Source organism: Streptomyces physcomitrii (genome assembly GCF_012273655.1).
GTDB classification, from domain to species: domain Bacteria; phylum Actinomycetota; class Actinomycetes; order Streptomycetales; family Streptomycetaceae; genus Streptomyces; species Streptomyces physcomitrii.
In genome coordinates, this window is record NZ_JAAWWP010000006.1 from 15,729 (window position 1) to 39,852 (window position 24,124).

The 24,124-nt window shown below is 72.6% G+C and carries 20 protein-coding genes; 8 read left to right on the forward strand and 12 right to left on the reverse strand.

All coding sequences use genetic code 11. The features are described from left to right. Positions 1–192: 192 nt before the first annotated feature. Entirely contained in the window at positions 193–1,230 is a 1,038-nt protein-coding gene (locus tag HFV08_RS11700; RefSeq protein ID WP_168538579.1) for an ABC transporter permease, read from the reverse strand. Between the two features lie 182 nt (positions 1,231–1,412). On the opposite strand from HFV08_RS11700, the gene HFV08_RS11705 reads away from it, so the two are divergent. Both HFV08_RS11705 and HFV08_RS11710 read left to right on the forward strand, forming a co-directional pair. Then, positions 1,413–2,075, forward strand: coding sequence for a TetR/AcrR family transcriptional regulator (locus HFV08_RS11705; RefSeq protein WP_168538580.1), 663 nt, complete (start codon positions 1,413–1,415; stop codon positions 2,073–2,075). Positions 2,076–2,336: 261 nt separating this feature from the next. Further along, complete coding sequence (locus HFV08_RS11710; protein ID WP_210430192.1) at positions 2,337–3,935, forward strand: alpha/beta hydrolase; 1,599 nt, start codon at positions 2,337–2,339, stop codon at positions 3,933–3,935. Positions 3,936–4,043: 108 nt separating this feature from the next. On the opposite strand, the gene HFV08_RS11715 is transcribed toward HFV08_RS11710, so the two are convergent. Then, positions 4,044–4,472 (reverse strand): PPOX class F420-dependent oxidoreductase, encoded by a 429-nt coding sequence (locus HFV08_RS11715; protein WP_168538581.1) that lies wholly within the window; start codon positions 4,470–4,472, stop codon positions 4,044–4,046. 105 nt (positions 4,473–4,577) lie between these two features. Between HFV08_RS11715 and HFV08_RS11720 the strand changes: the two genes are divergently transcribed. After that, positions 4,578–4,991, forward strand: coding sequence for a roadblock/LC7 domain-containing protein (locus tag HFV08_RS11720; RefSeq protein WP_168538582.1), 414 nt, complete (start codon positions 4,578–4,580; stop codon positions 4,989–4,991). 129 nt (positions 4,992–5,120) lie between these two features. Further along, on the forward strand, positions 5,121–6,167 hold the full coding sequence (locus tag HFV08_RS11725; RefSeq protein ID WP_210430193.1) for a DUF6397 family protein: 1,047 nt from the start codon (positions 5,121–5,123) through the stop codon (positions 6,165–6,167). Here the strand turns inward: HFV08_RS11725 and HFV08_RS11730 are convergent. Both HFV08_RS11730 and HFV08_RS11735 read right to left on the reverse strand, forming a co-directional pair. Next, complete coding sequence (locus HFV08_RS11730; protein ID WP_168538583.1) at positions 6,154–7,023, reverse strand: acyl-CoA thioesterase; 870 nt, start codon at positions 7,021–7,023, stop codon at positions 6,154–6,156. The genes HFV08_RS11725 and HFV08_RS11730 overlap by 14 nt on opposite strands. 82 nt (positions 7,024–7,105) lie before the next feature. Further along, positions 7,106–9,652, reverse strand: a complete 2,547-nt coding sequence (locus tag HFV08_RS11735; protein WP_168539080.1) for a DEAD/DEAH box helicase — start codon at positions 9,650–9,652, stop codon at positions 7,106–7,108. Between the two features lie 112 nt (positions 9,653–9,764). Between HFV08_RS11735 and HFV08_RS11740 the strand changes: the two genes are divergently transcribed. After that, positions 9,765–10,562, forward strand: coding sequence for a metal-dependent hydrolase (locus tag HFV08_RS11740; protein WP_168538585.1), 798 nt, complete (start codon positions 9,765–9,767; stop codon positions 10,560–10,562). A 53-nt stretch (positions 10,563–10,615) separates the two neighbouring features. Here HFV08_RS11740 and HFV08_RS11745 read toward each other — a convergent pair whose 3' ends face one another. Both HFV08_RS11745 and HFV08_RS11750 read right to left on the reverse strand, forming a co-directional pair. Continuing rightward, positions 10,616–12,403, reverse strand: a complete 1,788-nt coding sequence (locus HFV08_RS11745; RefSeq protein WP_168538587.1) for an ABC transporter ATP-binding protein — start codon at positions 12,401–12,403, stop codon at positions 10,616–10,618. Beyond that, positions 12,400–14,292, reverse strand: a complete 1,893-nt coding sequence (locus HFV08_RS11750) for an ABC transporter transmembrane domain-containing protein (RefSeq protein WP_168538589.1) — start codon at positions 14,290–14,292, stop codon at positions 12,400–12,402. Before HFV08_RS11750 ends, HFV08_RS11745 begins: the two co-directional genes overlap by 4 nt. 264 nt (positions 14,293–14,556) lie before the next feature. Here HFV08_RS11750 and HFV08_RS11755 point away from each other — a divergent pair, with 264 nt between their 5' ends. Continuing rightward, entirely contained in the window at positions 14,557–15,306 is a 750-nt protein-coding gene (locus HFV08_RS11755) for a L,D-transpeptidase family protein (protein WP_376770604.1), read from the forward strand. A 102-nt stretch (positions 15,307–15,408) separates the two neighbouring features. On the opposite strand, the gene HFV08_RS11760 is transcribed toward HFV08_RS11755, so the two are convergent. Further along, the gene (locus tag HFV08_RS11760; RefSeq protein ID WP_168538591.1) at positions 15,409–15,900 is read right to left on the reverse strand and encodes a MarR family winged helix-turn-helix transcriptional regulator; all 492 of its coding nucleotides are present in this window, start codon (positions 15,898–15,900) and stop codon (positions 15,409–15,411) included. Positions 15,901–16,054: 154 nt separating this feature from the next. Here HFV08_RS11760 and HFV08_RS11765 point away from each other — a divergent pair, with 154 nt between their 5' ends. Continuing rightward, positions 16,055–17,872 carry an ABC transporter ATP-binding protein gene (locus HFV08_RS11765; protein ID WP_168538593.1) on the forward strand — a complete coding sequence of 606 codons (1,818 nt, stop codon included), beginning with the start codon at positions 16,055–16,057 and terminating at the stop codon, positions 17,870–17,872. A 43-nt stretch (positions 17,873–17,915) separates the two neighbouring features. Further along, positions 17,916–18,764, forward strand: a complete 849-nt coding sequence (gene mltG / locus HFV08_RS11770) for an endolytic transglycosylase MltG (protein WP_168538595.1) — start codon at positions 17,916–17,918, stop codon at positions 18,762–18,764. Positions 18,765–18,771: 7 nt separating this feature from the next. Here the strand turns inward: mltG and HFV08_RS11775 are convergent, their stop codons facing one another. From HFV08_RS11775 to HFV08_RS11795, 5 genes are all read right to left on the reverse strand, one after another. Then, the gene (locus tag HFV08_RS11775) at positions 18,772–19,872 is read right to left on the reverse strand and encodes an NAD(P)-binding domain-containing protein (RefSeq protein ID WP_312885536.1); all 1,101 of its coding nucleotides are present in this window, start codon (positions 19,870–19,872) and stop codon (positions 18,772–18,774) included. Between the two features lie 244 nt (positions 19,873–20,116). Continuing rightward, the gene (locus tag HFV08_RS11780; protein WP_168538596.1) at positions 20,117–21,280 is read right to left on the reverse strand and encodes an LLM class flavin-dependent oxidoreductase; all 1,164 of its coding nucleotides are present in this window, start codon (positions 21,278–21,280) and stop codon (positions 20,117–20,119) included. A gap of 2 nt (positions 21,281–21,282) precedes the next feature. Further along, entirely contained in the window at positions 21,283–22,311 is a 1,029-nt protein-coding gene (locus HFV08_RS11785) for an ABC transporter substrate-binding protein (RefSeq protein ID WP_168538597.1), read from the reverse strand. Positions 22,312–22,381: 70 nt separating this feature from the next. Next, on the reverse strand, positions 22,382–23,167 hold the full coding sequence (locus tag HFV08_RS11790) for an ABC transporter ATP-binding protein (protein ID WP_168538599.1): 786 nt from the start codon (positions 23,165–23,167) through the stop codon (positions 22,382–22,384). Then, on the reverse strand, positions 23,140–24,030 hold the full coding sequence (locus tag HFV08_RS11795; protein ID WP_168538601.1) for an ABC transporter permease: 891 nt from the start codon (positions 24,028–24,030) through the stop codon (positions 23,140–23,142). The genes HFV08_RS11790 and HFV08_RS11795 overlap by 28 nt, the downstream gene beginning before the upstream one ends. Positions 24,031–24,124: the final 94 nt, after the last annotated feature.

Consider the following 24,124-nt stretch of genomic DNA (forward strand, 5'->3'; position numbering starts at 1 on the left):
ACGGGGCACTTGGCGCCGCCTTCGGTCAACAGGGCAGGACGGCATGGCGGGTGAACCGGGCCACCGGCATCCGGCGTGCCGGGGAGCCGACTTCAGGCGGCGGGCCGCCAACTCCCGTGCGCGACCTGCCCGTCGGGCCGTGCACCCCCGTCCGCTACAGCGGGGGTGCACGGCGGTTCGGGGAAGGGGTGTTCAGGCCGCGGGGTGCGGCTCGCCCGTAGGGGAGGGCCCGGGCGGGGCCGAGCCGCTGCCGCCGCGGCGCAGTCCGGCGCCGACCAGCACGGCGGACAGGCCGAGCAGCGCCCAGACGCCCAGCGTCAGGAGCGGACCGGAGGCGGCGGCCCCGTCGAAGAAGCTCACCGACCTCAGCAGCGAGCCCTCGGCTCCCGGCGGCAGCAACTGGCCGATCCGGCCCACCGGCTCCGGCAGCAGCTCCGGGCTGGTGGCGACCCCGGAGAACGGGTTGCCGAGGAAGATCACGAGCAGCGCGCCGACGCCGATCCCGGCCCGTCCGAGCAGCGAGGCGATCCCGGCCACGGCGCCGCCCACGGCCAGCGTCGCGAGCCCGAGCACCCCGGCCTCCGCCCACCAGTCGCCCCGCAGGATGCCGAGCCAGTTGTCGGTCAGCCCGGTCGCCACCAGGCCGACCAGGGCCGAGGCGCCGAGCAGTACCGCGACGGCCCGTACCCCGCGGATGCCGAGCAGGGTGACCACCGCGCCGGAGGCCACCCCGGCCATCGCCAGGGGGAGCACGATCGCGTTCAGACCCGACTGCCGGGGGTCCTCCGCGGAGGCGGCGACGACGTCCTCCACGACCGGCTCGCCGTCCGGTGCCTGGGCGCGTGCCGCCTCGGTGAGCAGCTGGGCGACGACCGGGCCCCCGGCGGTCGCGGTGAGGAGCTTGCCGCCCTCGGGGGTGGCCACCATGGCGCCGTAGACCTCGCGGTCCTCGATGGCGGCGCGGGCGGCGGCCTCGTCCGCGTACCGGTGGATCTCGAAGGCACCCTCCTGGCTGCCGAGCCGCTTCTCCAGGGAGGCGACCGCACCGGCGGAGCCGGCCACCCCGAGCGGGACCTCGCGCGGCGCGGTCCGGGCGGCGGGCCAGGCGAAGGCCCACAGGGCGAGGGCGACGACCAGCGGGATGAGCAGGACGACGCCGAGGAGGCGGCGCGCGGGCGGCGCGGCACCCGGCGGTGCGGCCGTGGCGCCTTCGGTGCGGGTAGCGGACATGGCGTGCCTCGATTCGGGCGGTGGAGCGCGCGTGAGCGCGTGGTACGGAAGCGCGTGGTGCGGAAGGGGCCGCGGGCGACCCGGTGACTAAAAAGAAGGATCGTTCGTTTTGAATATGGTCCTCACTGTCCTGGGATGCCCCGCCGCTTGTCAAGAAGGAATGTTCGTTTTAGGTTGCGCGCATGGCCCGTGTATCCCAGGCGCACCTCGATGCCCGCCGTCGGCAGATCCTCGAAGGCGCCGCCCGCTGCTTCGCGCGCAACGGCTTCCACGCCACGTCCATGCAGGACGTCCTCAAGGAGGCGGATCTCTCCGCGGGCGCCGTCTACCGCTACTTCAGCGGCAAGGAGGAGTTGATCGGCGCCATCGCGGCGGAGGTCCTCGAAGGGCTGCGGGCGGCCTTCGCCGAAGAGGCCGAGGAGCGGCCCCTCCAGCCGCCGGACGTGGTGGTGGGCCGGGTGTTCACGCGGATGATGGACCGGGGGCCCGTCTCCGAGTTCGGCGGGCGCACCGGCTTCCCGCGGCTGATGATCCAGGTGTGGACGGAGACCCTGCGCAACCCGGAGCTGGCCGCTTTGACCCGCGAGGGCTTCCTGCGGGTGCGCGCCGCCTGGGTGCGCATCGTCCGGCAGTACCAGCGGGAGGGCCTGATGCGCGACGACCTCCCCGCCGAACACGTGGCCCAGACGATGATCGCCCTGGCGCAAGGCTTCGCCGCCCAGCAGGCCGTCTTCGGCGAGACACCGGTCGAGAACCTCCAGGACGGGCTGCGCGCGCTGATGAGCATGGGCGGCCCCGGGCCGGTCGCGGCCGAGGGTGGCCGGGGCTCGGGGTCAACTCCCTGACGGCGAAGCTCATTCGCGCCTTATCTCCCTCTTGTCCGTCATGGGCGTGGCCGATTTGTGTCTCCTTCGACCATTTCCGGCCATCGCTTCGCCCTGGACAACTCCCGCCCCCGATCGGACCCTTCGGGAGATCTCCGCTCAACGAGACCGAAGTCCCCGGTTATCGGATCGGTAAAGAAGAGCCGTTCCCTCTATTGCCCATGCTCCGTCAACCGACAGGATCACCCGTACTACTGATGTGTGTATGTCGGGAGGATTCACTTGATACGAATAAATCGCTCAAGGAGAACCGCTGCCCTCGGTTCTGCCACCGCGCTCATCGCCGGAACCGTGCTCGCGGGCGCGTTCGCCACCCCCTCGGCGAACGCGGACAGCCGGCACCACGGCGGTGACCGCGAGGCCCGCGGCGCCGCCGTCGCCGCCGCCCGCGCTGCCAAGGCGGGCATCGACTGGAAGGACTGCCCCGCGGACTGGGAGCTGGCCTCCCCGATCCAGTGCGGCTGGGTCACCGTCCCGGTGGACTACGCCAAGCCCGACGGCAAGAAGATCAAGCTCGCCGTCGACCGCGCCAAGAGCACCGGCACCAAGGACGAGCGGCAGGGCGCCCTCGTCTACAACCCGGGCGGCCCCGGCGGCTCGGGCATGCGCTTCCCGACCCGTATCACCACCAAGAACCCGCTGTGGACGAAGACCTCGAAGGCCTATGACTTCGTCGGCTTCGACCCGCGCGGCGTCGGCCACTCCGCGCCCATCTCCTGCATCGACCCGCAGGAGTTCGTGAAGGCGCCCAAGGCCGACCCGGTTCCGGACAACGAGGCCGAAAAGCGCGCCCAGCGCAAGCTCGCGGCCGAGTACGCGGACGGCTGCGCCGAGCGCAGCGGCGCCATGCTGCCGCATATGACGACCCCGAACACCGCGCGCGACCTGGACGTCATCCGGGCCGCCCTCGGCGAGAAGAAGCTGAACTACCTCGGCGTCTCCTACGGCACCTACCTGGGCGCGGTGTACGGCACCCTCTTCCCGGACCACGTCCGCCGCATGCTGGTCGACAGCGTGGTCAACCCCTCCCGCGAGAAGATCTGGTACCAGGCCAACCTGGACCAGGACGTCGCCTTCCAGGGCCGCTGGGAGGACTGGACGAAGTGGGTCGCCGAGAACGACGCCGCCTTCCACCTCGGTGACACCCAGGAGAAGGTGCAGGCGCAGTGGGAGAAGCTGCGCGCCGCCGCGAAGAAGGAGCCCATCGGCGGGGTCGTCGGCCCGGCCGAGCTGATCTCCTTCTTCCAGAGCGCCCCGTACTACGACTCCGCCTGGGTGCCCACCGCCGAGGTGTGGAGCAAGTACGTCGCCGGGGACACCGAGGCGCTGGTCGAGGCCGCGGGCCCCGATCTCTCGGACACCAAGGGCAACGCCTCCTCCGAGAACGGCAACGCGGTCTACACGGCCGTGGAGTGCGGCGACGCCAAGTGGCCCACCAGCTGGCAGCGCTGGGACCGGGACAACACCCGGCTGCACAAGGATCACCCGTTCATGACCTGGGCCAACGCCTGGATGAACCTCCCGTGCGCCACCTGGCCGGCCAAGCAGCACACGCCGGTCAACGTCAAGAGCGGCAAGGGTCTGCCGCCCGTCCTGATCATCCAGGCCGAGCGCGACGCGGCCACCCCGTACGAGGGTGCCGTGGAACTGCACAAGCGGTTCAAGGGCTCGCGTCTGATCACCGAGAAGGACGCCGGTTCGCACGGTGTGACCGGAGTGGTCAACCCGTGCATCAACGACCGGGTGGACACCTACCTGCTGACCGGCAAGGTCGGTGACCGGGACGCCACCTGCGCCCCGCACGCCACGCCGAAGCCGTAACGGCGAGGGCCCTCCTGGCAGGGCGGAAGGAGGGGCGACCGGACTGCCGGCCGCCCCTCCTTCTCTCTGCTTCTTACGTCCTGCTTCCTCGACGGGTCCCGGCAGGGCTCAATCGGCCAGTCCCGCGAGGGCGTTGACCTTCTCGACGCGCACCCTGACCAGGAGTTCTCCGGGCGAGGCGTTGCGCGCGCCGTACTCCTCGGCCCGTGCCTCGCCCATGTAGCGCGCGGCGATCCGCTCCGCCCAGCGGCGCAGCTCGGCGGGGTCCTCCGAGAGCCGCGCGCGGCCCCGGAGGACCACGAAGGCGTACGGCGGGCGGTCGTCGTCGACGCAGAAGGCCACGCGGTCGTCGCGGCGCAGATTGCGTCCCTTCACGCTCTGCGCCGAGGTGGTGAGGACCAGTTCGTCGCCGTCGAGCAGGAACCAGACCGGGGCGACATGCGGCGCCCCGTCCTCCCGGACCGTCGACAGCTTGCCGGTCCGGGTCCCCGCGGAGACGAAGTCCCGCCACTCTTCCTCGGTCATCTTGTGTGCCATGCGGCCATCCTGGTTGCCCAGGGGCCCCAGGTGGGGAAGGCTTGCGCAAGAGGTCCCCCGCGGGGAGGCGGCGGACCGACCGGGGGACGAGCGGAGAGACCGATCATGGGACACAACAGCGGACTCGGCTGGCTTCTGGACGATCTGACCCAGCGCGTGGAACACATACGGCACGCCCTTGTGCTGTCCAACGACGGACTGGTGACCGCCGCGAGCGAGGGCCTCCAGGGCCAGGACGCGGAGCATCTCGCCGCGGTGGCCTCGGGACTGCACAGCCTGGCCAAGGGCTCCGGGCGGCACTTCCGGATCGGGAACGTCCGCCAGACCGTCATCGAGTTCGAGGGGGCGGCCCTCTTCGTGACGGCGGCGGGGGACGGCAGCTGCCTGTCCGTACTGACCGACGCGGACGCCGACATGGGCCAGGTCGCCTACGAGATGACCCTGCTCCTCAACCGCGTCGGCGAGCACCTCGGGGTGGACGCACGGCAGCGCGAGCACACTCCGAGGGTCGATCCCTGAGCCTCCCTTTACGCCGCTGAGCTGCGGGGACAGGACTCTCAGGAGAGTTATCCACAGGCCTGAGCGGGATCCGGCGCGGCTGGCTACGGTTCTTCCGACAGCGACCACCTCGCACGGGGGAGAACCGCCATGACGTCCCGGACCACTGCCGTTCGCCAGGAAGCCTGCGCACCGGCGAGCACGGACCGGCCACTGCCCGCCCTGCACGCGGCACAGGAACTCGGCCTCAGGCCCATGGAGTTCGACTGCGCCGCGGCCCTCGGATACATCCGTACGGTGCGGGACGGCGCCCCGCCGGGCCGGGCCGTGACCGGGGAGGAACGCGCGCGGCTCCGGGCCCTGCCCGGTTTCCCGAGGAGCCTGCGGGAACGCGTCGAACTCGTGGGCGCCGAGGAGGGCGCCGAGCTGATGGGGATCCGCCCCGGCAGATTCGCCCGGCTGGCCCGGCTCGGCCTGCTGACCCCCTTCCGCTTCCGGCTCAACCGGCACCGCGTCGTCGTCTGGCTCTATCTGGCCGAGGAACTACGGGAGTTCGCGGACCGCGCCACCCATCAGGCCCTGCTCACCGGCCCGCTGCCGGGCACCCTGCGCGGCCAGCTCGACACCGGCACCGACCTGCGCGCCCGCAACTGGCGCGGCCGGTACGCGGGTTCACAGCTGCGGCTCACCGAGGACCCCTGGGAGCGCGCGGCCGTGACCGCCTCCCTGCTCCCACCGGAGGCCCTGGCGGGCACCGTCCGCGACCCTTACGCCCGCGCGCTGCTGCACCGGCTGCGCCCGCCCCGGCCATGGCCCCCGGCGGCCGGGCCCGCCGCGGACCGGGTGATCGACAAGCTCCTGACGGCCCAGGCGGCGGACGAGGTCGCCTGGCTCCGCGCGGACCTGTCGTCGAGCCTCGCCCGGGCCTGCGAGGAGCGCCCGGCACCGCGTCCCCGGCGGCGCGCCGCGGGGGAGCGCGTCCACCACCGGGCGCCTTGCGGGACAGCCACCCCGTCCCCGGTCGCGGGGCGGCCCGCCGTCCCGCGACCGGGGACGGGGTGGCTGCTCGGCAGGGTCCTCGCCCGGCGCGGCCCCGACCGGCACGCTGCCGCCCGGCAGGGGACCGAGGACCGAACGGCCCGGACAGGAGCGGCCGGACAGGACGGGCCCGTACCCACCCGGTTCACACGGCCCTGAACAGGCCTTCCTGGACGACCGAGACCAGCATCCGCCCCTCGCGGTCGTAGATACGGCCGCGGGCCAGGCCCCGGCCGCCGGTGGCGATGGGCGACTCCTGGTCGTAGAGGAACCACTCGTCGGCGCGGAAGGGCCGGTGGAACCACATCGCGTGGTCGAGGGAGGCCATGTCGAAGCCGCGCTGCCCCCACAGCGGCTCCACCGGGATGCGCACCGCGTCGAGGAGCGTCATGTCGCTGGCGTAGGTCAGTGCGCAGGTGTGCACCAGCGGGTCGTCGCCGAGCGGGCCCACCGCGCGCATCCACACCGCGCTGCGCGGCTCGGCCTCCGCGATCTCCCGGGGGTCCCAGCGCAACCGGTCGGCGTAGCGGATGTCGAAGGGCTGGCGCCGGGCGAGCAGCTCCCACTCCTCGGGCAGCTCGCCGAGATGGGAGCGGATCTCGTCGGCGAGCGAGGGGAGCGACTCCGGCTCCGGCACCTGCCGCGCCGGTGGCAGCTGATGCGTGAAACCGCCCGGTTCGGGCTTGTGGAAGGAGGCGGTGAGATTGAAGATCGTGCGGCCCTGCTGCACCGCGGTGACCCGGCGCGTGGTGAACGACCGGCCGTCCCGCACCCGTTCGACCTGGTACACGATCGGCACCCCCGGCCTGCCGGGGCGCAGGAAGTACGCGTGCAGCGAGTGCACGGGGCGGCCCGGATCCGTCGTCCGGCCTGCGGAGACCAGGGCCTGCCCGGCCACCTGCCCGCCGAAGACCCGCTGGGCGGACTCCTCGGGGCTGCGGCCGCGGAAGATGTCGACCTCGATCTGCTCCAGGTCCAGCAGATCGACCAGCCGCTCGGCGGGGTTCGCCGTCATGTCCACTCCTCTTCCTTCGCCGGTGGGGCAGGGCCCGCCGCCCGCGCGGTACGGCCCCCGGGGTCTGCGAGGGGCCCCGGGCTCAGAGCTGGCCCACGTCCGTGACCCGGATGACCGCGCGGCCCTCGGTGTCGGAGGCCGTCAGGTCCACCTCCGCGCTGATGCCCCAGTCGTGGTCGCCCTCGGGGTCCGCGAAGGTCTGCCGGACCCGCCAGAGCGCCTCCTCGGGGACCTCCTCGATCCGCAGCAGCTTCGGGCCGCGGGCGTCGGGGCCGGTGCCCAGGTCCTCGTACTCGTCCCAGTAGGCGTCCATCGCCTCACCCCAGGCATCCGCGTCCCAGCCAAAGTCCCCGTCGAGTTCGCCGAGTTCGGTGACCTGGTCGAGGGCGGCGAGCTCGACCCTGCGGAACATGGCGTTGCGGACCAGGACGCGGAAGGCGCGCGCGTTCGAGGTGACCGGCTTGACCTGGTCGGCCTTCTCCTGGGCCTCCTCCGCCGTCATCACCTCGGGGTTGGCCAGCTGCTCCCACTCGTCGAGCAGGCTGGAGTCCACCTGCCGGACCATCTCGCCCAGCCAGGCGATGAGATCCTCCAGGTCCTCGGACTTGAGGTCGTCGGGCACCGTGTGGTCCAGCGCCTTGTACGCGCTGGCGAGGTAGCGGAGCACGATGCCCTCGGTGCGGGCGAGTTCGTAGAAGGAGACGAACTCGGTGAAGGTCAGCGCCCGTTCGTACATGTCCCGGATCACCGACTTCGGGGACAGCGGGTGGTCGCCGACCCAGGGGTGGCTCTGCCGGTAGGTGCCGTAGGCGTGCAGGAGCAGTTCCTCCAGCGGCTTCGGGTACGTCACCTCCTGGAGCCGGTCCATCCGCTCGTCGTACTCGATGCCGTCGGCCTTCATCGCCGCGACCGCCTCGCCGCGCGCCTTGTTCTGCTGGGCGGCCAGGATCTGGCGCGGATCGTCGAGGGTGGACTCCACCACCGAGACCATGTCCAGGGCGTAGGAGGGGGACTCCTTGTCCAGGAGGTCGAAGGCGGCCAGGGCGAAGGTGGACAGCGGCTGGTTGAGGGCGAAGTCCTGCTGGAGGTCGACCGTCAGGCGGACGATGCGGCCCTCGGCGTCGGGCTCGTCCAGCTTCTCCACGATGCCGCCGTCGAGCAGCGAGCGGTAGATCGCGATCGCGCGGCGGATGTGCCGCAGCTGCTGCTTGCGCGGCTCGTGGTTGTCCTCCAGGAGGTGCCGCATGGCCTCGAAGGCGTTGCCCGGGCGGGCGATCACCGCGAGCAGCATGGTGTGCGTGACCCGGAAGCGGCTGCTCAGCGGCTCGGGTTCGGAGGTGATGAGCTTGTCGAAGGTGGTCTCGCTCCAGCTGACGAAGCCCTCCGGGGCCTTCTTGCGGACCACCTTGCGCCGCTTCTTCGGGTCCTCGCCCGCCTTGGCCAGCGCCTTCTCGTTCTCGATGACGTGCTCGGGTGCCTGCGCGACGACAAAGCCCGCCGTGTCGAAGCCGGCCCGCCCCGCGCGCCCGGCGATCTGGTGGAACTCACGGGCCCTGAGCACCCGCACCCGGTTCCCGTCGTACTTGGTCAGCGCCGTGAACATCACCGTGCGGATGGGGACGTTGACGCCCACGCCGAGGGTGTCGGTGCCGCAGATGACCTTCAGCAGACCGGCCTGGGCGAGCTTCTCCACCAGCCGCCGGTACTTGGGCAGCATTCCGGCGTGGTGCACACCGATGCCGTGCCGTACGTAACGGGAGAGGTTGCGGCCGAACTTGGTGGTGAAGCGGAAGTTGCCGATCAGCTCGGCGATCTGGTCCTTCTCCTCGCGGGTGCACATATTGATGCTCATCAGGGCCTGGGCCCGCTCCACCGCCTGCGCCTGGGTGAAGTGCACGATGTAGACCGGCGCCTGCTTGGTGGTGAGCAGCTCGGTGAGCGTCTCGGTGAGCGGGGTGAAGCGGTACTCGTAGGACAGCGGCACCGGACGGGTCGCGGAGCGGACCACGGCGGTCGGGCGCCCGGTGCGGCGGGTGAGGTCCTTCTCGAACATCGAGACATCGCCGAGGGTGGCCGACATCAGCACGAACTGGGCCTGGGGCAGTTCCAGGAGCGGGATCTGCCAGGCCCAGCCCCGGTCGCCCTCCGCGTAGAAGTGGAACTCGTCCATCACCACCTGCCCCACATCGGCCCGCCTGCCGTCGCGCAGGGCGATCGAGGCGAGGACCTCCGCGGTGCAGCAGATCACCGGGGCGTCGGAGTTCACCGAGGCGTCCCCGGTGAGCATGCCGACGTTCTCGGTGCCGAAGATCTTGCACAGCTCGAAGAACTTCTCCGAGACCAGGGCCTTGATGGGCGCGGTGTAGAAGGTGACCTCGTCGCGGGCGAGAGCCGCGAAGTGCGCCGCCGCGGCGATCATGCTCTTGCCGGAGCCGGTCGGCGTGGAGACGATCACGTTCGCCCCCGAGACGACCTCGATCAGCGCCTCTTCCTGGTGGGGATAGAGGGTCAGCCCGCGCTCCCCGGTCCACGATTCGAAGGCTTCGTAGAGGGCGTCGGGATCGGCGGTCTTGGGGAGCTGATCGATGAGGGTCACGTCACCATCTTGCCTGGACTCCGCCACGATCATGGAATCGGACGCGCGTACGAAGATCACGGACGTTACGCTGAGCCGCCGACACGGCGTCAGAGCGCGGGGACAACGGGGCCTGGGCGCACGCAGATTGGGGCGGGATACAACCATGATGGGACCGGCACACTCGCTGTCCGGGGCCGCGGCCTGGCTTGGGGTCGGCGCGGCCGCCGATGCCACCGGGCATGCGATGCCCTGGCCGGTCCTCCTGGTGGGAGCGCTGATCTGCGCGGGCGCCGCGCTCGCGCCGGATCTGGACCACAAGGCCGCCACCATCTCCACCGCCTTCGGCCCCCTGTCCAAGGTGCTGTGCGGGATAGTCGACAAGCTCTCGGCCGCCGTCTACCGCTCGACCCGCAAGCCGGGCGACCCGCGGCGCTCGGGCGGCCACCGCACTCTGACGCACACCTGGGTGTGGGCGGTGTTCCTCGGCGTGGGCTTCTCCGTGCTCGCGGCCACGGGCGGCCGCTGGGCGGTCCTCGGGACCCTCTTCGTCCATCTGGTGCTCGCCATCGAGGGACTGCTCTGGCGGGCGGCCCGCGGCACCAGCAGCGATGTACTGGTCTGGCTGCTGGCCGCGGCGGGCTCCTGGATACTCGCGGACGTGCTGAACCAGCCGGGCAACGGCGCAGGCTGGCTGTTCACCGAACCCGGCCAGGAGTACCTCTGGCTGGGACTGCCGATCGTGCTCGGTGCCCTGGTCCACGACATCGGCGACGCCCTGACCGTCTCGGGCTGCCCGGTCCTGTGGCCGATCCCGGTGGCGCGCAAGCGCTGGTACCCGGTGGGGCCGCCCCGCTTCATGCGGTTCCGGGCCGGCAGCTGGATCGAGCTGAAGGTCCTGATGCCCGCCTTCATGCTGATCGGGGCGGCGAGCGCGCTGGGAGCCGTCGGCTTCCTCGGCTGAGCGGCCGGCGCTGGCCGGGGCACCCTCCGGCGGGCGCCCCGGCCCCGGCCGGATCAGCCGTGCCAGGAGCGCCACAGCGCCGCGTAGGCGCCCTCGGCCGCCACCAGTTGCGCGTGACTGCCGTACTCGGTGATCCTGCCGTGCTCCACGACCGCGATCACGTCCGCGTCATGGGCGGTGTGCAGCCGGTGCGCGATGGCGACCACGGTGCGGCCCTCCAGTACGCGGGCGAGCGAGCGTTCCAGATGGCGGGCCGCCCTGGGGTCGAGCAGCGAGGTGGCCTCGTCCAGGACGAGGGTGTGCGGGTCGGCCAGGACGAGACGGGCGAGGGCCACCTGCTGGGCCTGCGCCGGGGTCAGCGGGAGCCCGTCCGTGCCGACCTCCGTGTCCAGTCCGTCCCCGGCGGCCCGCGCCCAGTGCGCGGCGTCCACCGCCTCCAGGGCCTCCCACAGCGCCTCGTCACCGGCGTCCGCCTGGGCGAGCCGGAGGTTGTCCCGCAGCGTGCCGGTGAACACATGGTGCTCCTGGTTCACCAGCGCCACATGGGTGCGGACCTTCTCCGCCGGCATCTGCGAGAGTTCGGCGCCGCCGAGCGCGACGCTGCCCCTGCGCGGTCCGTAGATCCCGGCGAGCAGCCGCCCCAGGGTGGACTTGCCCGCCCCCGAGGGGCCGACCAGGGCGAGCCGGGTGCCCGGTTCGAGGCGCAGGGTGATCTCGCGCAGCACGTCCACGCCGGGCCGGTAGCCGAAGTGGACGTCCGCCGCGTCCATCCGGCGGCCCCGCGGTTCCTCGGTGCTGCTGCCGCCCGACGTCTCGATGTCGTGCACCCCGACCAGCCGCGCCAAGGAGACCTGGGCGACCTGGAGTTCGTCGTACCAGCGCAGGATGAGACCCACCGGTTCCACGAGCATCTGCGCGATCAGCGCCGCCGCGGTCAGCTGCCCGACGCCGATCCAGCCCTGGAGGACGAAGGCGCCGCCCACCAGGAGCACCGAGGCGAGCACGGTCGTGTGCGTCAGGTTGATGACGGGGAAGAGCACCGTCCGCAGCCACATGGTGTACCGCTCCCACGCGGTCCATTCGCGGATTCTGCGGTCCGAGAGGGCGATCCGCTCAGGGCCGAGCCGGTGGGACTCGACGGTGCGCCCGGCCTGCACGGTCTCGGCGAGCACCGAGGCCACGGCCGCGTAGCCCGCCGCCTCCGAGCGGTACGCGGAGGGGGCCCGCCGGAAGTACCAGCGGCAGCCCGCGACGAGCAGCGGCACGGCGATCAGCAGCACCGGGGCGAGCGGGGGCGCGGTGATCCCGAGCCCCGCGATCAGCAGCCCCGCCCAGACGATGCCGATGGTCAGCTGGGGGACCGCCTCCCGCATCGCGTTGGCGAGCCGGTCCACGTCGGTGGTGATCCGCGAGAGGAGGTCGCCCGTACCCGCGCGCTCCAGGACGCCCGGCGGCAGTGCCACGGACCGTACGAGGAAGTCCTCGCGCAGGTCCGCCAGCATGCGTTCGCCGAGCATCGCGCCGCGCAGCCGGACCTCGCGGACGAAGTACGCCTGGAGGGCGACCGCGAGGGCGAACACGGCGGTGGTGCGGCCCAGGTGGAGCTGTGCCGAGGCGCCTTCCTCGGACAGCGCCTGCACCACCGAGCCGAGGAGGTAGGGCCCGACCATGGAGGCGAGGACCGCGAGGGCGTTCGTCCCGATGAGGAGCAGGAAGGCCCGCCGGTGGCGGTGGACGAGCCCGCGCACATAGCGGCGTACCGTCGCGGGCTCGCCGACCGGCAGGGTGTGCGCGGTGAGCGGCCCGTCCGGGTCGTACTCCGGTCGTGCCACGCCGATCATGCGGGTTCCTCCAGTTCTTCGCGGGCCGCCTCGCCCGGCGCGGTCACGGTGGTGCTGGTGCTGGTGCTGGTGCTGGTGCTGGTGCTGGTGCTGGTGCGCGGGGTGGGCGGGGTGCCGGGTGCCCGTGTGTCGTCGCCGGGTCCCGTGGGGTCCTCGGGGCCGCGCGTCACCACGGCGCGGTACCGGGAGTCCTGGTGCAGGAGGGCGCGGTGGCTGCCCGTGGCGGTCACCTTGCCCGCGTGCACCAGGACGACCTCGTCCGCGCGGTCGAGGAGCAGCGGCGAGGAGGTGAACACCACCGTGGTCCGGCCGGACCGGAGCGCGCGCAGCCCCTCGGCGATCCTGGCCTCGGTGTGCGAGTCGACCGCGGAGGTCGGCTCGTCCAGGACGAGCACCTCGGGATCGGTGAACAGCGAGCGGGCCAGGGCGAGCCGCTGGCGCTGGCCGCCGGAGAGGGACCGGCCGCGCTCGGTGAGGTGCGCCGCCATCGGCTCAGCGCCGTCGGCGGACTGCTGGGCCAGGGCGTCGAGTACGTCCGCGCACTCCGCCGCCGCCAGCGCCTCGGCCGTACCGACCGTCCCGGAGGCGGGCACCGCGAGTACCTCGCGCAGTGTCCCCGAGAGGAGGACCGGGTCCTTGTCCTGGACGAGCACCAGGGTGCGGGCGGTCTCCAGTGAGAGATCGTCCAGCGGTACGGAGCCGAGCAGGACGGAGGGAGTGCTCCCGGCGTCCCGGGCGGCGTGGCCGCCGAGCCGGTCCGCCAGCCTCCCGGCGGCGTCCGGGTCCCCGCAGACCACGGCGGTCAGCCGGCCCTGCCGGGCGAGGAGACCGCTGACCGGGTCGTACAGATCGCCACGGGGGAGGGCGTCGGGACGGAGCCCGCCCGGGTCCGTGTCGCGGGTGAGCGCGAGGACCCGGGCGGCCCGCTTGGCGGAGGGCCGGGAGAAGGAGTACGCCATGGCGATCTCCTCGAAGTGGCGCAGCGGGAAGTTGAGCAGCGTCACCGCGCTGTACACGCCGACCAGTTCGCCGACCGAGATCCGCCCCTGCCGGGCCAGGTGGACGCCCTGCCAGACCACGGCGATCAGCAGCAGCCCCGGCAGGAGCACCTGGGCGGCGGCGATCAGCGACCACATCCGCGCGCTGCGCACGGCGGCTCCGCGCACCTCCTGGGAGGCGCCGCGGTACCGGTCGAGGAAGAGTTCCTCGCCGCCGATGCCGCGGAGGACCCGGAGTCCGGCGACGGTGTCGGAGGCCAGCTCGGTGGCGTATCCGGCCTTCTCCCGCTGGACGTCGGCGCGTCGGGTGGCCCTGGGAAGGAGCGGGAGCACGGCGAGCGCGACCACCGGGATGCCCAGGGCGACGATCCAGCCGAGGGAGGGTACCCAGACCACCAGGGCCACGCAGACGGTGAGGACCGTGAGGGCGGCGGCGCTGAAGCGGGAGAGCGCTTCGACGAACCAGCCGATCTTCTCGACGTCCCCGGTGGAGACCGCGACCACCTCCCCGGCGGCGACCCGCCGGGTCAGCGCGGAGCCGAGCAGCGCCGTCTTGCGGGCGAGGAGCTGCTGGACGCGGGCGGCGGTGGTGATCCAGTTGGTGACGGCCCTGCGGTGCAGCATCGTGTCGCCGAGCGCGATGGCCCCGCCGAAGAGGAAGAGCAGGCACCCGGCGAGGGCGAGCCGGGCGCCGGAGCCGTCGAGGACGGCCTCGACCGCGTAGCCGGTCCCGTAGGACAGGGCCGCGATGGAGAGGAAGTGCAGCAGCCCCCAGCCCAGGGCCGCGAACTGGCCGCCGAGCTGCTGCCGTCCGAGCCACAGCAGGAAGCGCGGCCCCGAGCGTGCGTCCGGAGTACCGGGGTCGGCGAAGGGCAGGTCCTGGATGTTCATGAGGTCCCATGACTCGGAGAAGTGGGGGAGGCGGGAGCCGGGGCGCGACCGGGTGGTCGGCGGACGGCGGACGGGGCGCGGGCGGCACGGAAGGGGGAGCGGCCGGGCAGGGCGAGGTACGCCCACGAGGGGCCCGGGAACCGTGAAAGGTTCCCTGGGCGTGGTCACCCCGGGCAAACGGTTTTCCGCGGCGCGGCAAAGATTCGGCCGGGTACCGGGCGCCGGGGCGGGATCCGTACGGCGGGTCAGGAGGGTGGTGCGACGATGGGGCGCATGCGGAATGCGAGCGCGATACGAGGACTTGCCCTCGGCCTGAGCTGCGGGATCCTGAGTCTCGCGGTGACCGCCTGCGGCAGCGGCGAGGACACCGGTGCCCAGGGCGGCGAGGCGCGGCCGCGGGGTTCCGCCGCGAGCGGGGCGCCCGAGAGGGAGTTGACGAAGATCCCCGGTGTGGGGGACAGGCTGCAGAACAGGATCCCCGGCGCCAGCCGCCAGGTGGTCGCCGTGTACGGGGAGGGGCGCGACTCCGCGAAGGCGACCGTGGTGCTCTTCACCAAGCAGGGCAGGACCTGGGAGAAGACCCGCAGCTGGCCCGCGCACAACGGCAAGAAGGGCTGGACGGACTCCCACCGGGAGGGCGACAAGCGCAGCCCGGTCGGCGTGTTCACGCTCAGCGACGCGGGCGGGGTGCTCCCGGACCCCGGCGCCCGTCTGCCGTACTCCGCCTCCGCCTCCTTCCAGGCACCGCACTACTGGGCCAAGTCGCACTGGCACGACTTCGACTACGTCATCGCCATCGACTACAACCGCGTCAAGGGCACCTCGCCGGGCGACCCGACCCGCCCCGAGGGCCAGTCGAAGGGCGGCAGCATCTGGCTGCACATGGACCACGGCAGCGGTACCTCGGCCTGCGTCAGCCTCTCCAAGTCGGGGATGCGCCATCTGCTGCGCACCCTCGACCCGGAGCAGCACCCGGTGGTCGTGATGGGCGACAAGGCCCGCCTGGCGGCTTGAACCACCGGGCGGGGCAGACGACTTGGCGGGCACGCGCCACGAACACCGGCCCCGCGGGAGCCGATTCCGCCGTCACCGGCTCTGCGGTCATCGATCCTGCCGTCACCGGCCCCGCGGATGCCGCTCCGTCAGCCGTCCGGGGTCGCCCTCGAAGAGCGCGGTGAGCAGGCTGCCGAGCTGTTCGCGCTGCTCCGCGTCGAGCGGGGCGAGGATGTCCCCGGCCGCCGCGCGCCGGGCCCGGCGCAGTTCGCGCAGGGCGGCCAGGCCCTGTTCGGTCAGCTCGATACGGATCACCCGCCGGTTGGCGGGGTCCGGCGCCCTGCGCACCATGCCGTGTTCCTCCAGGCCGTCGACCAGGGTGGTCACGGCCCGCGGCACCACCTCCAGGCGGGCGGCCAGATCCGCCATCCGCGGCGGGGAGTCGCAGTGCGCCAGGGTGCGCAGCAGCCGCGACTGGGCCGGGGTGATGCCGATGCCGGAGGTGGCCAGCTGGCGTTTCTGGATGCGCTGCACCCGGCGGGTCAGGCGCAGCAGTTGCTCCGCGAGCAGTGCGTCGTCCGGGGGCGGGTCCGAGGGCGGCGTACCGGGTGTCATGGACGGACCATAGCAGGACCTTATTCATTGTGAGCGAAGGTAACAATGAGCTAGGCTCTCCATGCTGCCCTCGCCGAGGAGGCTCCCGGGGTCTTACCGGTGCGGGCGGAGTCCGGCGCCTCCGGCGCGTTCCGAGTCCTCTCCGCAGGAGCCCATGCAACCCGAAACCCCTTCCGGCAAAGCCTCGCCCTCCGCGGCGCCCGAGCCGCCCCTGCCTCCCGAGCCGCGCCAGGTCCGCCGCATCCTGCGGCTCTTCCGCCCCTATCGGGGCCGGCTCGCCCTCGTCGGCCTGCTGGTCTGCGCGGCCTCGCTGGTCTCGGTGGCCACCCCCTTCCTGCTGAAGGAGATCCTCGACACCGCCATCCCGCAGCGCCGCACCGGCCTGCTCGGCCTGCTCGCCCTCGGGATGATCGCCAGTGCCCTGGTCACGAGCGTTTTCGGCGTACTGCAGACCCTGATCTCCACCACCGTCGGCCAGCGGGTCATGCACGATCTGCGCACCGCCGTCTACGACCGCCTCCAGCGCATGTCGCTCGCCTTCTTCACCCGGACCCGCACCGGCGAGGTCCAGTCCCGCATCGCCAGCGACATCGGCGGTATGCAGGCCACCGTCACCTCGACCGCGACCTCCCTGGTCTCCAACCTCACCAGCGTGGTGGCCACCCTGGTGGCGATGCTCGCCCTGGACTGGCGGCTGACCGCGGTCTCCCTGGTCCTGCTGCCGGTCTTCGTCGCGATCAGCAGGCGGGTCGGCAAGGAGCGCAAGCGGATCGCCACCCAGCGGCAGCAGCAGATGGCCGCCATGGCCGCGACGGTCACCGAGTCGCTCTCGGTCAGCGGCATCCTGCTCGGCCGCACCATGGGCCGGTCCGACTCCCTTACCCGCGCCTTCGCCGAGGAGTCCGACCGCCTGGTCGACCTGGAGGTGAAGTCCAATATGGCGGGCCGCTGGCGGATGGCGGTCATCACCGTCGTCATGGCCGCGATGCCCGCGGTGATCTACTGGACGGCCGGGATCGCCCTGGCCCTCGGCGGGCCGGGCCTCTCGCTCGGCACCCTGGTCGCCTTCGTCTCCCTCCAGCAGGGCATGTTCCGGCCCGCGGTGAGCCTGCTCTCCACCGGCGTCCAGATCCAGACCTCGCTCGCCCTCTTCCAGCGCATCTTCGAGTACCTCGACCTCCCGCTGGACATCACCGAGCGCCCGGACCCCGTCCACCTGGACCGGATCAAGGGCGAAATCGCCTTCGAGGGCGTCGAGTTCACCTACGGGGACCCGGGCGCCCCGCTGCTGAAGAACATCGACCTGAGGGTGCCCGCGGGCTCCAGCCTCGCCGTGGTCGGCGCCACCGGATCGGGCAAGTCCACCCTCGGCCACCTGGTCCCGAGGCTCTACGACGTCACCGGCGGCCGGGTCACCCTGGACGGCACCGACGTCCGCGAGCTGGACTTCGACACCCTGGCCAGGGCGGTGGGCGTGGTCGCCCAGGAGACCTACCTCTTCCACGCCTCGGTGGCCGAGAACCTGCGCTTCGCCCGGCCGGAGGCGAGCGACGAGGAACTGGTGGCCGCCGCCCGGGCCGCGCAGATCCACGAGCACATCGCCGGACTGCCGCAGGGGTACGAGACGGTCGTCGGCGAGCGCGGCCACCGCTTCTCGGGCGGTGAGAAGCAGCGGCTCGCGCTGGCCCGGACGATCCTGCGGGACCCGCCCGTCCTCATCCTGGACGAGGCCACCAGCGCGCTGGACACCCGTACCGAACAGGCCGTCCAGGAAGCGGTGGACGCGCTCTCGGCCGACCGCACCACGCTCACCATCGCGCACCGGCTGTCCACGGTGCGGGGCGCGGACCAGATCGTCGTCCTCGACCGCGGCCGTATCGCGGAAGTCGGCAGCCACGAGGAACTCCTCGCCCTGGACGGGCGGTACGCCTCACTCGTACGCCGGGATGAGCAACTGGAGGCTGCTTCGTAGGCAAATGCCCCAATTGCGGCGATGTGCGGGTTAGTTTGCCCGCATGCAGACCAAGACCCGGTCACGAGGATCGCTCCGACTGACGCGCCGCGGCCGACTCGTCCTGCTGACCGCGGGAGTTCTGGTGACCGCGGCGGTGGTGGCGGTGTTCGCGCTGCTGCCCGAGGAGCCGGAGCGCCCCACGCGCCTGACGGTCGTCGAGGGCTGGCGCGCGGGCCAGGTCTACGCGGCAGTGGACAAGGCGCTGGGCGAGGAGAGCGGCACCACGAAGAAGGCGGCCCGCACCGCGCGACTGAAGCTGCCGAGCGAGGCGGGCGGCAATCCGGAGGGCTACCTCTTCCCGGCGACGTACCCGCTCGACAAGGACACCACCCCGGCCTCGCTGCTCTCCTACATGGTGAACACGGCCGAGGAGCGCCTGGGCGGGGACCGGTTGACGGCCGGGGCGGAGCGCAACGCGGTGAACCTCTACCAGACGGTCACCATCGCGAGCATGGTGCAGGCCGAGGCCGCGGGCGCCGCCGACATGGGGAAGGTGGCCCGGGTCATCTACAACCGGCTCGACCACGGGCTGCCGCTCCAGATGGACTCCACGCTCAACTACGCCCTCGGACGCAGCGTCCTGGACACCACCCACCGGGACACCCGGATCAAGAGCCGCTACAACACCTATGCGCGGATGGGCCTGCCGCCCACCCCCATCGGCAATCCCGGCAGCCAGGCGATGGCGGCGGCGCTCAACCCGCCCTCCGGCGACTGGCTGTACTTCGTGACCGTCAAGGACGGCGACACCCGCTTCACCGCCGACTACCGCGAACAGCGGCGCAATGTCGCCGAGTTCAACCGCAACCGCAAGGCCGCCCGCGAGAGCGGGTCCGGAGCCGAGGGCTGAGCCCGCCTCAGCCCGCCGCGCGCGCCAGGTCCCGGCCGAGGAGCTGCCGGATCTCGCGCACCGCGGCCCGTCCCGCGCGGTTGGCGCCGATGGTGCTCGCGGAGGGCCCGTAGCCGACGAGGTGGATCCGCGGATCGGCGGCCGTGCGGGTGCCCGCCATCTCGATGCCCCCGCCGGGCCCGCGCAGCCGCAGCGGCGCGAGATGGTCGAGGGCGGCGCGGAAGCCGGTCGCCCACAGCAGGACGTCCGCCGCCACCCGGCTGCCGTCCGCCCACTCCACTCCGTCCGGTACGAGTCGGGCGAACATCGGCCGCCGGTCGAGCACCCCCTCGGCCCGGGCCCGGCGGACGGCGTCGGTCATCGGCAGCCCGGTCACCGAGACCACGCTGGCCGGCGGCAGTCCCTCCCGGACGCGCTCCTCGACCAGGGCGACGGCGGCCCGGCCGCTCTCCTGGTCGAAGGGCCCCTCGCGGAAGACCGGCGGTCTGCGCGTCACCCAGGTCGTCTCGGCCGCGTACGGGGCGATCTCCATCAGGTGCTGGGTGCCCGAGGCGCCGCCGCCGACCACCACGACCCGCAGCCCGGCGAACTCCTCGGGCCCGGCGTACTGCGCGGTGTGCAACTGGCGGCCCCGGAAGCTCTCCTGGCCCGGATAGCGCGGCCAGAAGGGGCGGTCCCAGGTGCCGGTGGCGTTGATCAGCGCCCGCGCGGACCAGTTCCCCTCGGGGGACTCCACCCGCAGCCGCCCGCCCTCGCCCTCGCGCACCGCCCGCACGTCCACCGGGCGCCGCACCCGCAGCCCGAAGGACTCCTCGTACGCGGCGAAATACTCGGCGACCACCTCGGCGGCGGGCCGCCGCGGGTCCACCCCGGTCAGCTCCCTGCCCGGCAGCGCGTGCAGCCCGTGCACCTTGTCGAAGGTGAGCGAGGGCCAGCGGAACTGCCAGGCGCCGCCCGGGCCCGGGGCATGGTCGAGCACCACGAAGCCGGGGCCGGGCGTGAAGCCGGTGCGGCGCAGGTGGTAGGCGCTGGACAGCCCCGCCTGCCCCGCGCCGACGACCACCACGTCCGTCTCCTGCGGCGGCTGCTGACTCAGGGTTCCGTTCACGCCCGTGCAACGGCTCGGGCGCCCGGGATCTTCCCGGCCCGGGGCTCAGGGGGGCGCGCCCGGCGGGGCGGCCCCGGCGGGAACGCGGGATCGGCGTCCGCCCGAGGCCGGTCGGCGTCCGCTCGCCGAGCCGGCCCGCCCGCCGAGACCGGCCCGCCCGCCGAGACCGGCCCGCCTGCGGAGACGGATCCGCGAGCGGGCGCTGACCGGTCCGCCCGCGCCGGTCAGCGTCCCATCGCGCCGGTCAGCGTCCGCTCGCGACGAGCAGCGGTGCGTCGGCCGCCGCGGCCCCGCCGTCCCGCGACGCGAGCAGCCCCCGCGCCCGCAGCTCCGGGATGACGCCCTCGCCGAACCAGTACGCCTCCTCCAGGTGCGGATAGCCGGAGAGCACGAAGTGCTCCACGCCGAGCGCGTGGTACTCCTCGATCAGGGTGGCCACCTCGGCATGGCTGCCGACCAGGGCGGTGCCCGCCCCGCCGCGCACCAGGCCCACGCCCGCCCACAGGTTCGGATGGATCTCCAGCTTGTCCCGCGAGCCCCCGTGCAGCGCCAGCATGCGCTGCTGGCCGACCGACTCGCTCTTGCCGAGCGCGGCCTGGGCGGCGGCCACGGTGTCCGCGTCGAGGTCGTCGAGCAGCCGGTTCGCGGTGGCCCAGGCCTCGGCGGCGGAATCGCGCGAGATGGTGTGCAGCCGGATGCCGAACCGCACGGTGCGGCCCTCCCGCTCGGCCAGCGAACGGATCCAGTCGATCTTCTGCTTCACCTGTGCGGGCGGCTCGCCCCAGGTCAGATAGACATCCGTGTGCCGGGCGGCGACCGGTCCCGCGGCGGGGGAGGAGCCGCCGAAGAACACCTGCGGCAGCGGGTCCGGCGGCAGCGCCGTCAGCCCGCCCTCGACCTGGTAGTGCTCACCCTGGAAGTCGAAGGGCCGCCCCGACCACACCCCGCGCACGACGGACAGGAACTCGTCGGTGCGCGCGTACCGGTGATCGTGGCCGAGATGGTCGCCGAACCGCTTCTGCTCCGTGGCGTCCCCGCCGGTGACCACATTGAGCAGCAGCCGCCCGCGGGTGATCCGCTGGTACGTGGACGCCATCTGCGCGGCCAGTACGGGCGAGAGCACCCCCGGCCGGAAGGCGACGAGGAACTTCAGCCGCTCGGTGTGCTGGGCCAGGGCGACCGTGGTGAGCCAGGCGTCCTCGCACCAGGTCCCGGTGGGCGTGAGCACCGCCTCGAAGCCGACCTGCTCGGCGGCCTTCGCGATCTGGGTGAGGTAGTCGATGTCGGGGGCGCGCACCCCGCTGAGCTGGCCGGTGCGGGTGATGCCGCCGTCGGTGTAGGCGTGCCGGTCGACGAGGGTGCGCCCGTCGCCGCCGGTCGGCAGGAACCAGTGCAGGTGAACCGTCATGGTCAGGACTCCTCGGTGCCGCGGGGCGCGGTGGTGGACGGGGGCAGCTCGCCGTTGTAGCGGGTGTCGACGAGATCGGCGAAGGAGAACCGGCGCGGGATCAGCTTCAGCCGGGCGAAGGTGTCCGCGATCTCCTGCTCGGAGGCGACGGCCTGCTTGTCGACCGCGACCGGAAGGGCCGTCGACTGGGTCCGCTTCACCGAGGCCAGCGCCACCTCGTACGGCAGCCCGGTGTCCTTCGCCCAGACCTTGGCCCACTCCTCGGGGTGCTCGGCGACCCAGGCCTGGGCCCGCCGCAGCCGCTGCACATAGTCGCCGATGACCTTGGACTTCTTCTTGTCCGCGAGGGCCTCGGGCGCCGCGACCTGGAAGCCGAGCCCGTTGACCTTGCCCTCCCCGGTGGTGAGCACCCGGCCCTGTTCGCTCTCCAGTATCTGCGAGGTGTACGGGTCCCACACCGCCCAGGCCTCGACCTTGCCGGAGCTGAAGGCGGCCAGGGCGTCCGCGGGCTGGAGGTACTTGACCTCGACGTCCTTCAGGGTGAGCCCGGCGCTCTTCAGCGAGGCGACCAGCTGGTAGTGCGCCGAGGAACCCTGCGCCACCGCCACCGACTTGCCCTTGAGGTCGGTGACCTTCTTCAGCGGCGAGTCCTTGCCGACCAGGATCGTGTCGCCCTCGGAGGCGCTGTGGGTGGCCGCCACCACCTTGATCTTGGAGCCCGCGCCGCCCGCGAAGACCGGCGGGGTGTTGCCCACCGCGCCGATGTCCACGGCCTTGGCGTTCACCGCTTCGAGCAGCGGCGGACCGGAGGTGAAGGTCGACCAGCGGATCTTGTAGTCCAGGTCGTCCAGTTCGCCCGCCGCCCGCAGCACGGCCTCCGAACCTCCCTTCTGGTCCCCGACGTCGAGCGTGACGGAGCCCTTTCCGTCGGTTCCGCCGCCACCCGTGGAGCCGGCCGAGGAGGAGCCCGAGCAGGCGGCGAGCAGCAGGGCGAGGGGGAGCAGCAGGGCAGGCGCGGCGGTTCGGCGCATGAGGGTGTCCGTTCGGGTCGTTCGGTGTGCGGAGTGGGGTGGGGTGGGGTGGGAGTGCGTGGGCGGGCGGTCAGGCTCCGGTGTCCTGGGCGCCGGTCTCGACGCCGAGGCGCTCCAGGAGTTCGCCGCGTACCCGGGCGAACTCCGGGTCGGCGATGTCCCGGGGGCGCGGCAGGTCGAGGTGGGCCTCGTGCGCGATCACCCCGTCGTCCATCACCAGGACCCGGTCGGCGAGCAGTACCGCCTCCTCGACGTCGTGCGTGACGAGCAGCACCGCGCAGCCGCGCCGCTGCCACAACTCGCCCACCAGGCGCTGGGCCTTGATCCGGGTGAGCGCGTCCAGCGCCCCGAAGGGCTCGTCGAGCAGCAGCAGATCCGGCTCGCGGACCAGGGCGCGGGCCAGCGAGGCACGCTGCGCCTCCCCGCCGGAGAGCGTCTTGGGCCAGGCGTCGCTGCGGTGTCCGAGGCCCACCTCGTCCAGCGCCTTGTCGGCCACCGGCCGCCCCGGCTTGCCCGGCAGCCCGAGCAGCACATTGCGCCAGACCTTCTTCCACGGCATCAGCCGCGGCGACTGGAAGGCCACCGCCTTGCGCCGGGGCACCAGTACGGTCCCCTCGATCTCCCGGTCGAGACCCGCGAGGATGCGCAGCAGGGTGGACTTCCCGCAGCCGCTGCGGCCGAGCAGCGCGACGAACTCGCCCGGCCGTACGTCGAGTTCGAGCCCGTCGATGACCGCGCGCCCGTCGAAGCGGCGGCTCAGCCCCTGCACCCGTACCGCCGAGGCGTTCGCGGCGGGCGGCGGGGCGGGCTTCTCCTTGCGGGTGGTGGTCACCGGCCCGTGAACGTCGGTCGCCATTGCAGCAGCAGCCTTTCGAGAGTACGGACGACGAAGTCGGCGATCAGGCCGAGGAAGGCGTAGACGACGAGGCAGACCACGATCACGTCGGTCCGCAGGAAGTCGCGGGCCTGCACCATCACGAAGCCGAGCCCCGAGTCGGCGTTGATCTGCTCGGCGAAGACCAGCGCCAGCCAGGCGATGCCCAGCGAGTACCGCAGCCCCGTCATCGCCCCCGGCAGCGCCCCGGGCAGCACCACATGCCGGACCAGCCCCCAGCGGGAGAGCCCCAAGGACTCGCCCGCCTCGATGAGTTGGGAGTCCACGCTGCGGATCCCGGCGTAGACGTTCAGATAGAGCGGGAAGGTCACGCCGAGCGTGATCACGGCGATCTTCGGGGTCTCGCCGATGCCGAACCAGATGATGAACAGCGGGATCAGCCCGACGAACGGCACCGTCCGCAGCATCTGCACGCTCGCGTCGACCAGGTCCTCCCCGACGCGGAACAGACCGGAGGCCAGCGCCAGCGCGGTCCCGATGAGGGTGCCGAAGAGCAGTCCGAGCGCGACGCGTTGCAGGGAGACGCCCATCGCGGTCGGCAGGGTGCCGTCGGCGACGAGATCCCGCGCCACCTGGGAGACCCTGCCCGGCGAGGCGAGCACACTGGAGGTCAACACCCCCGTGGCGCTGAGGACTTGCCAGAGCGCGAGCAGGGCCACGGGACCGGAGGTGCGGCGCAGCCAGCGCGGCACCCGGGTGCGCCGGGAGGAGGAGGCGGCGATCGGTTCGAGTTCCGGAACGGCCGCGGAACCGGTCCCGGCTGATTCGGCGCCAGGCGGCGTCTTGGGTGATATGTCGGTCGGTGGAGCATGACTGATGCTCATGAGTGGGACTCCACGGGAGGGCAGACGGGGAGGGCGCCCCGGACACGCGGCCGCGCACCCCGGGCGTCAGGGACACCGGGGTACGAGGGCAGCG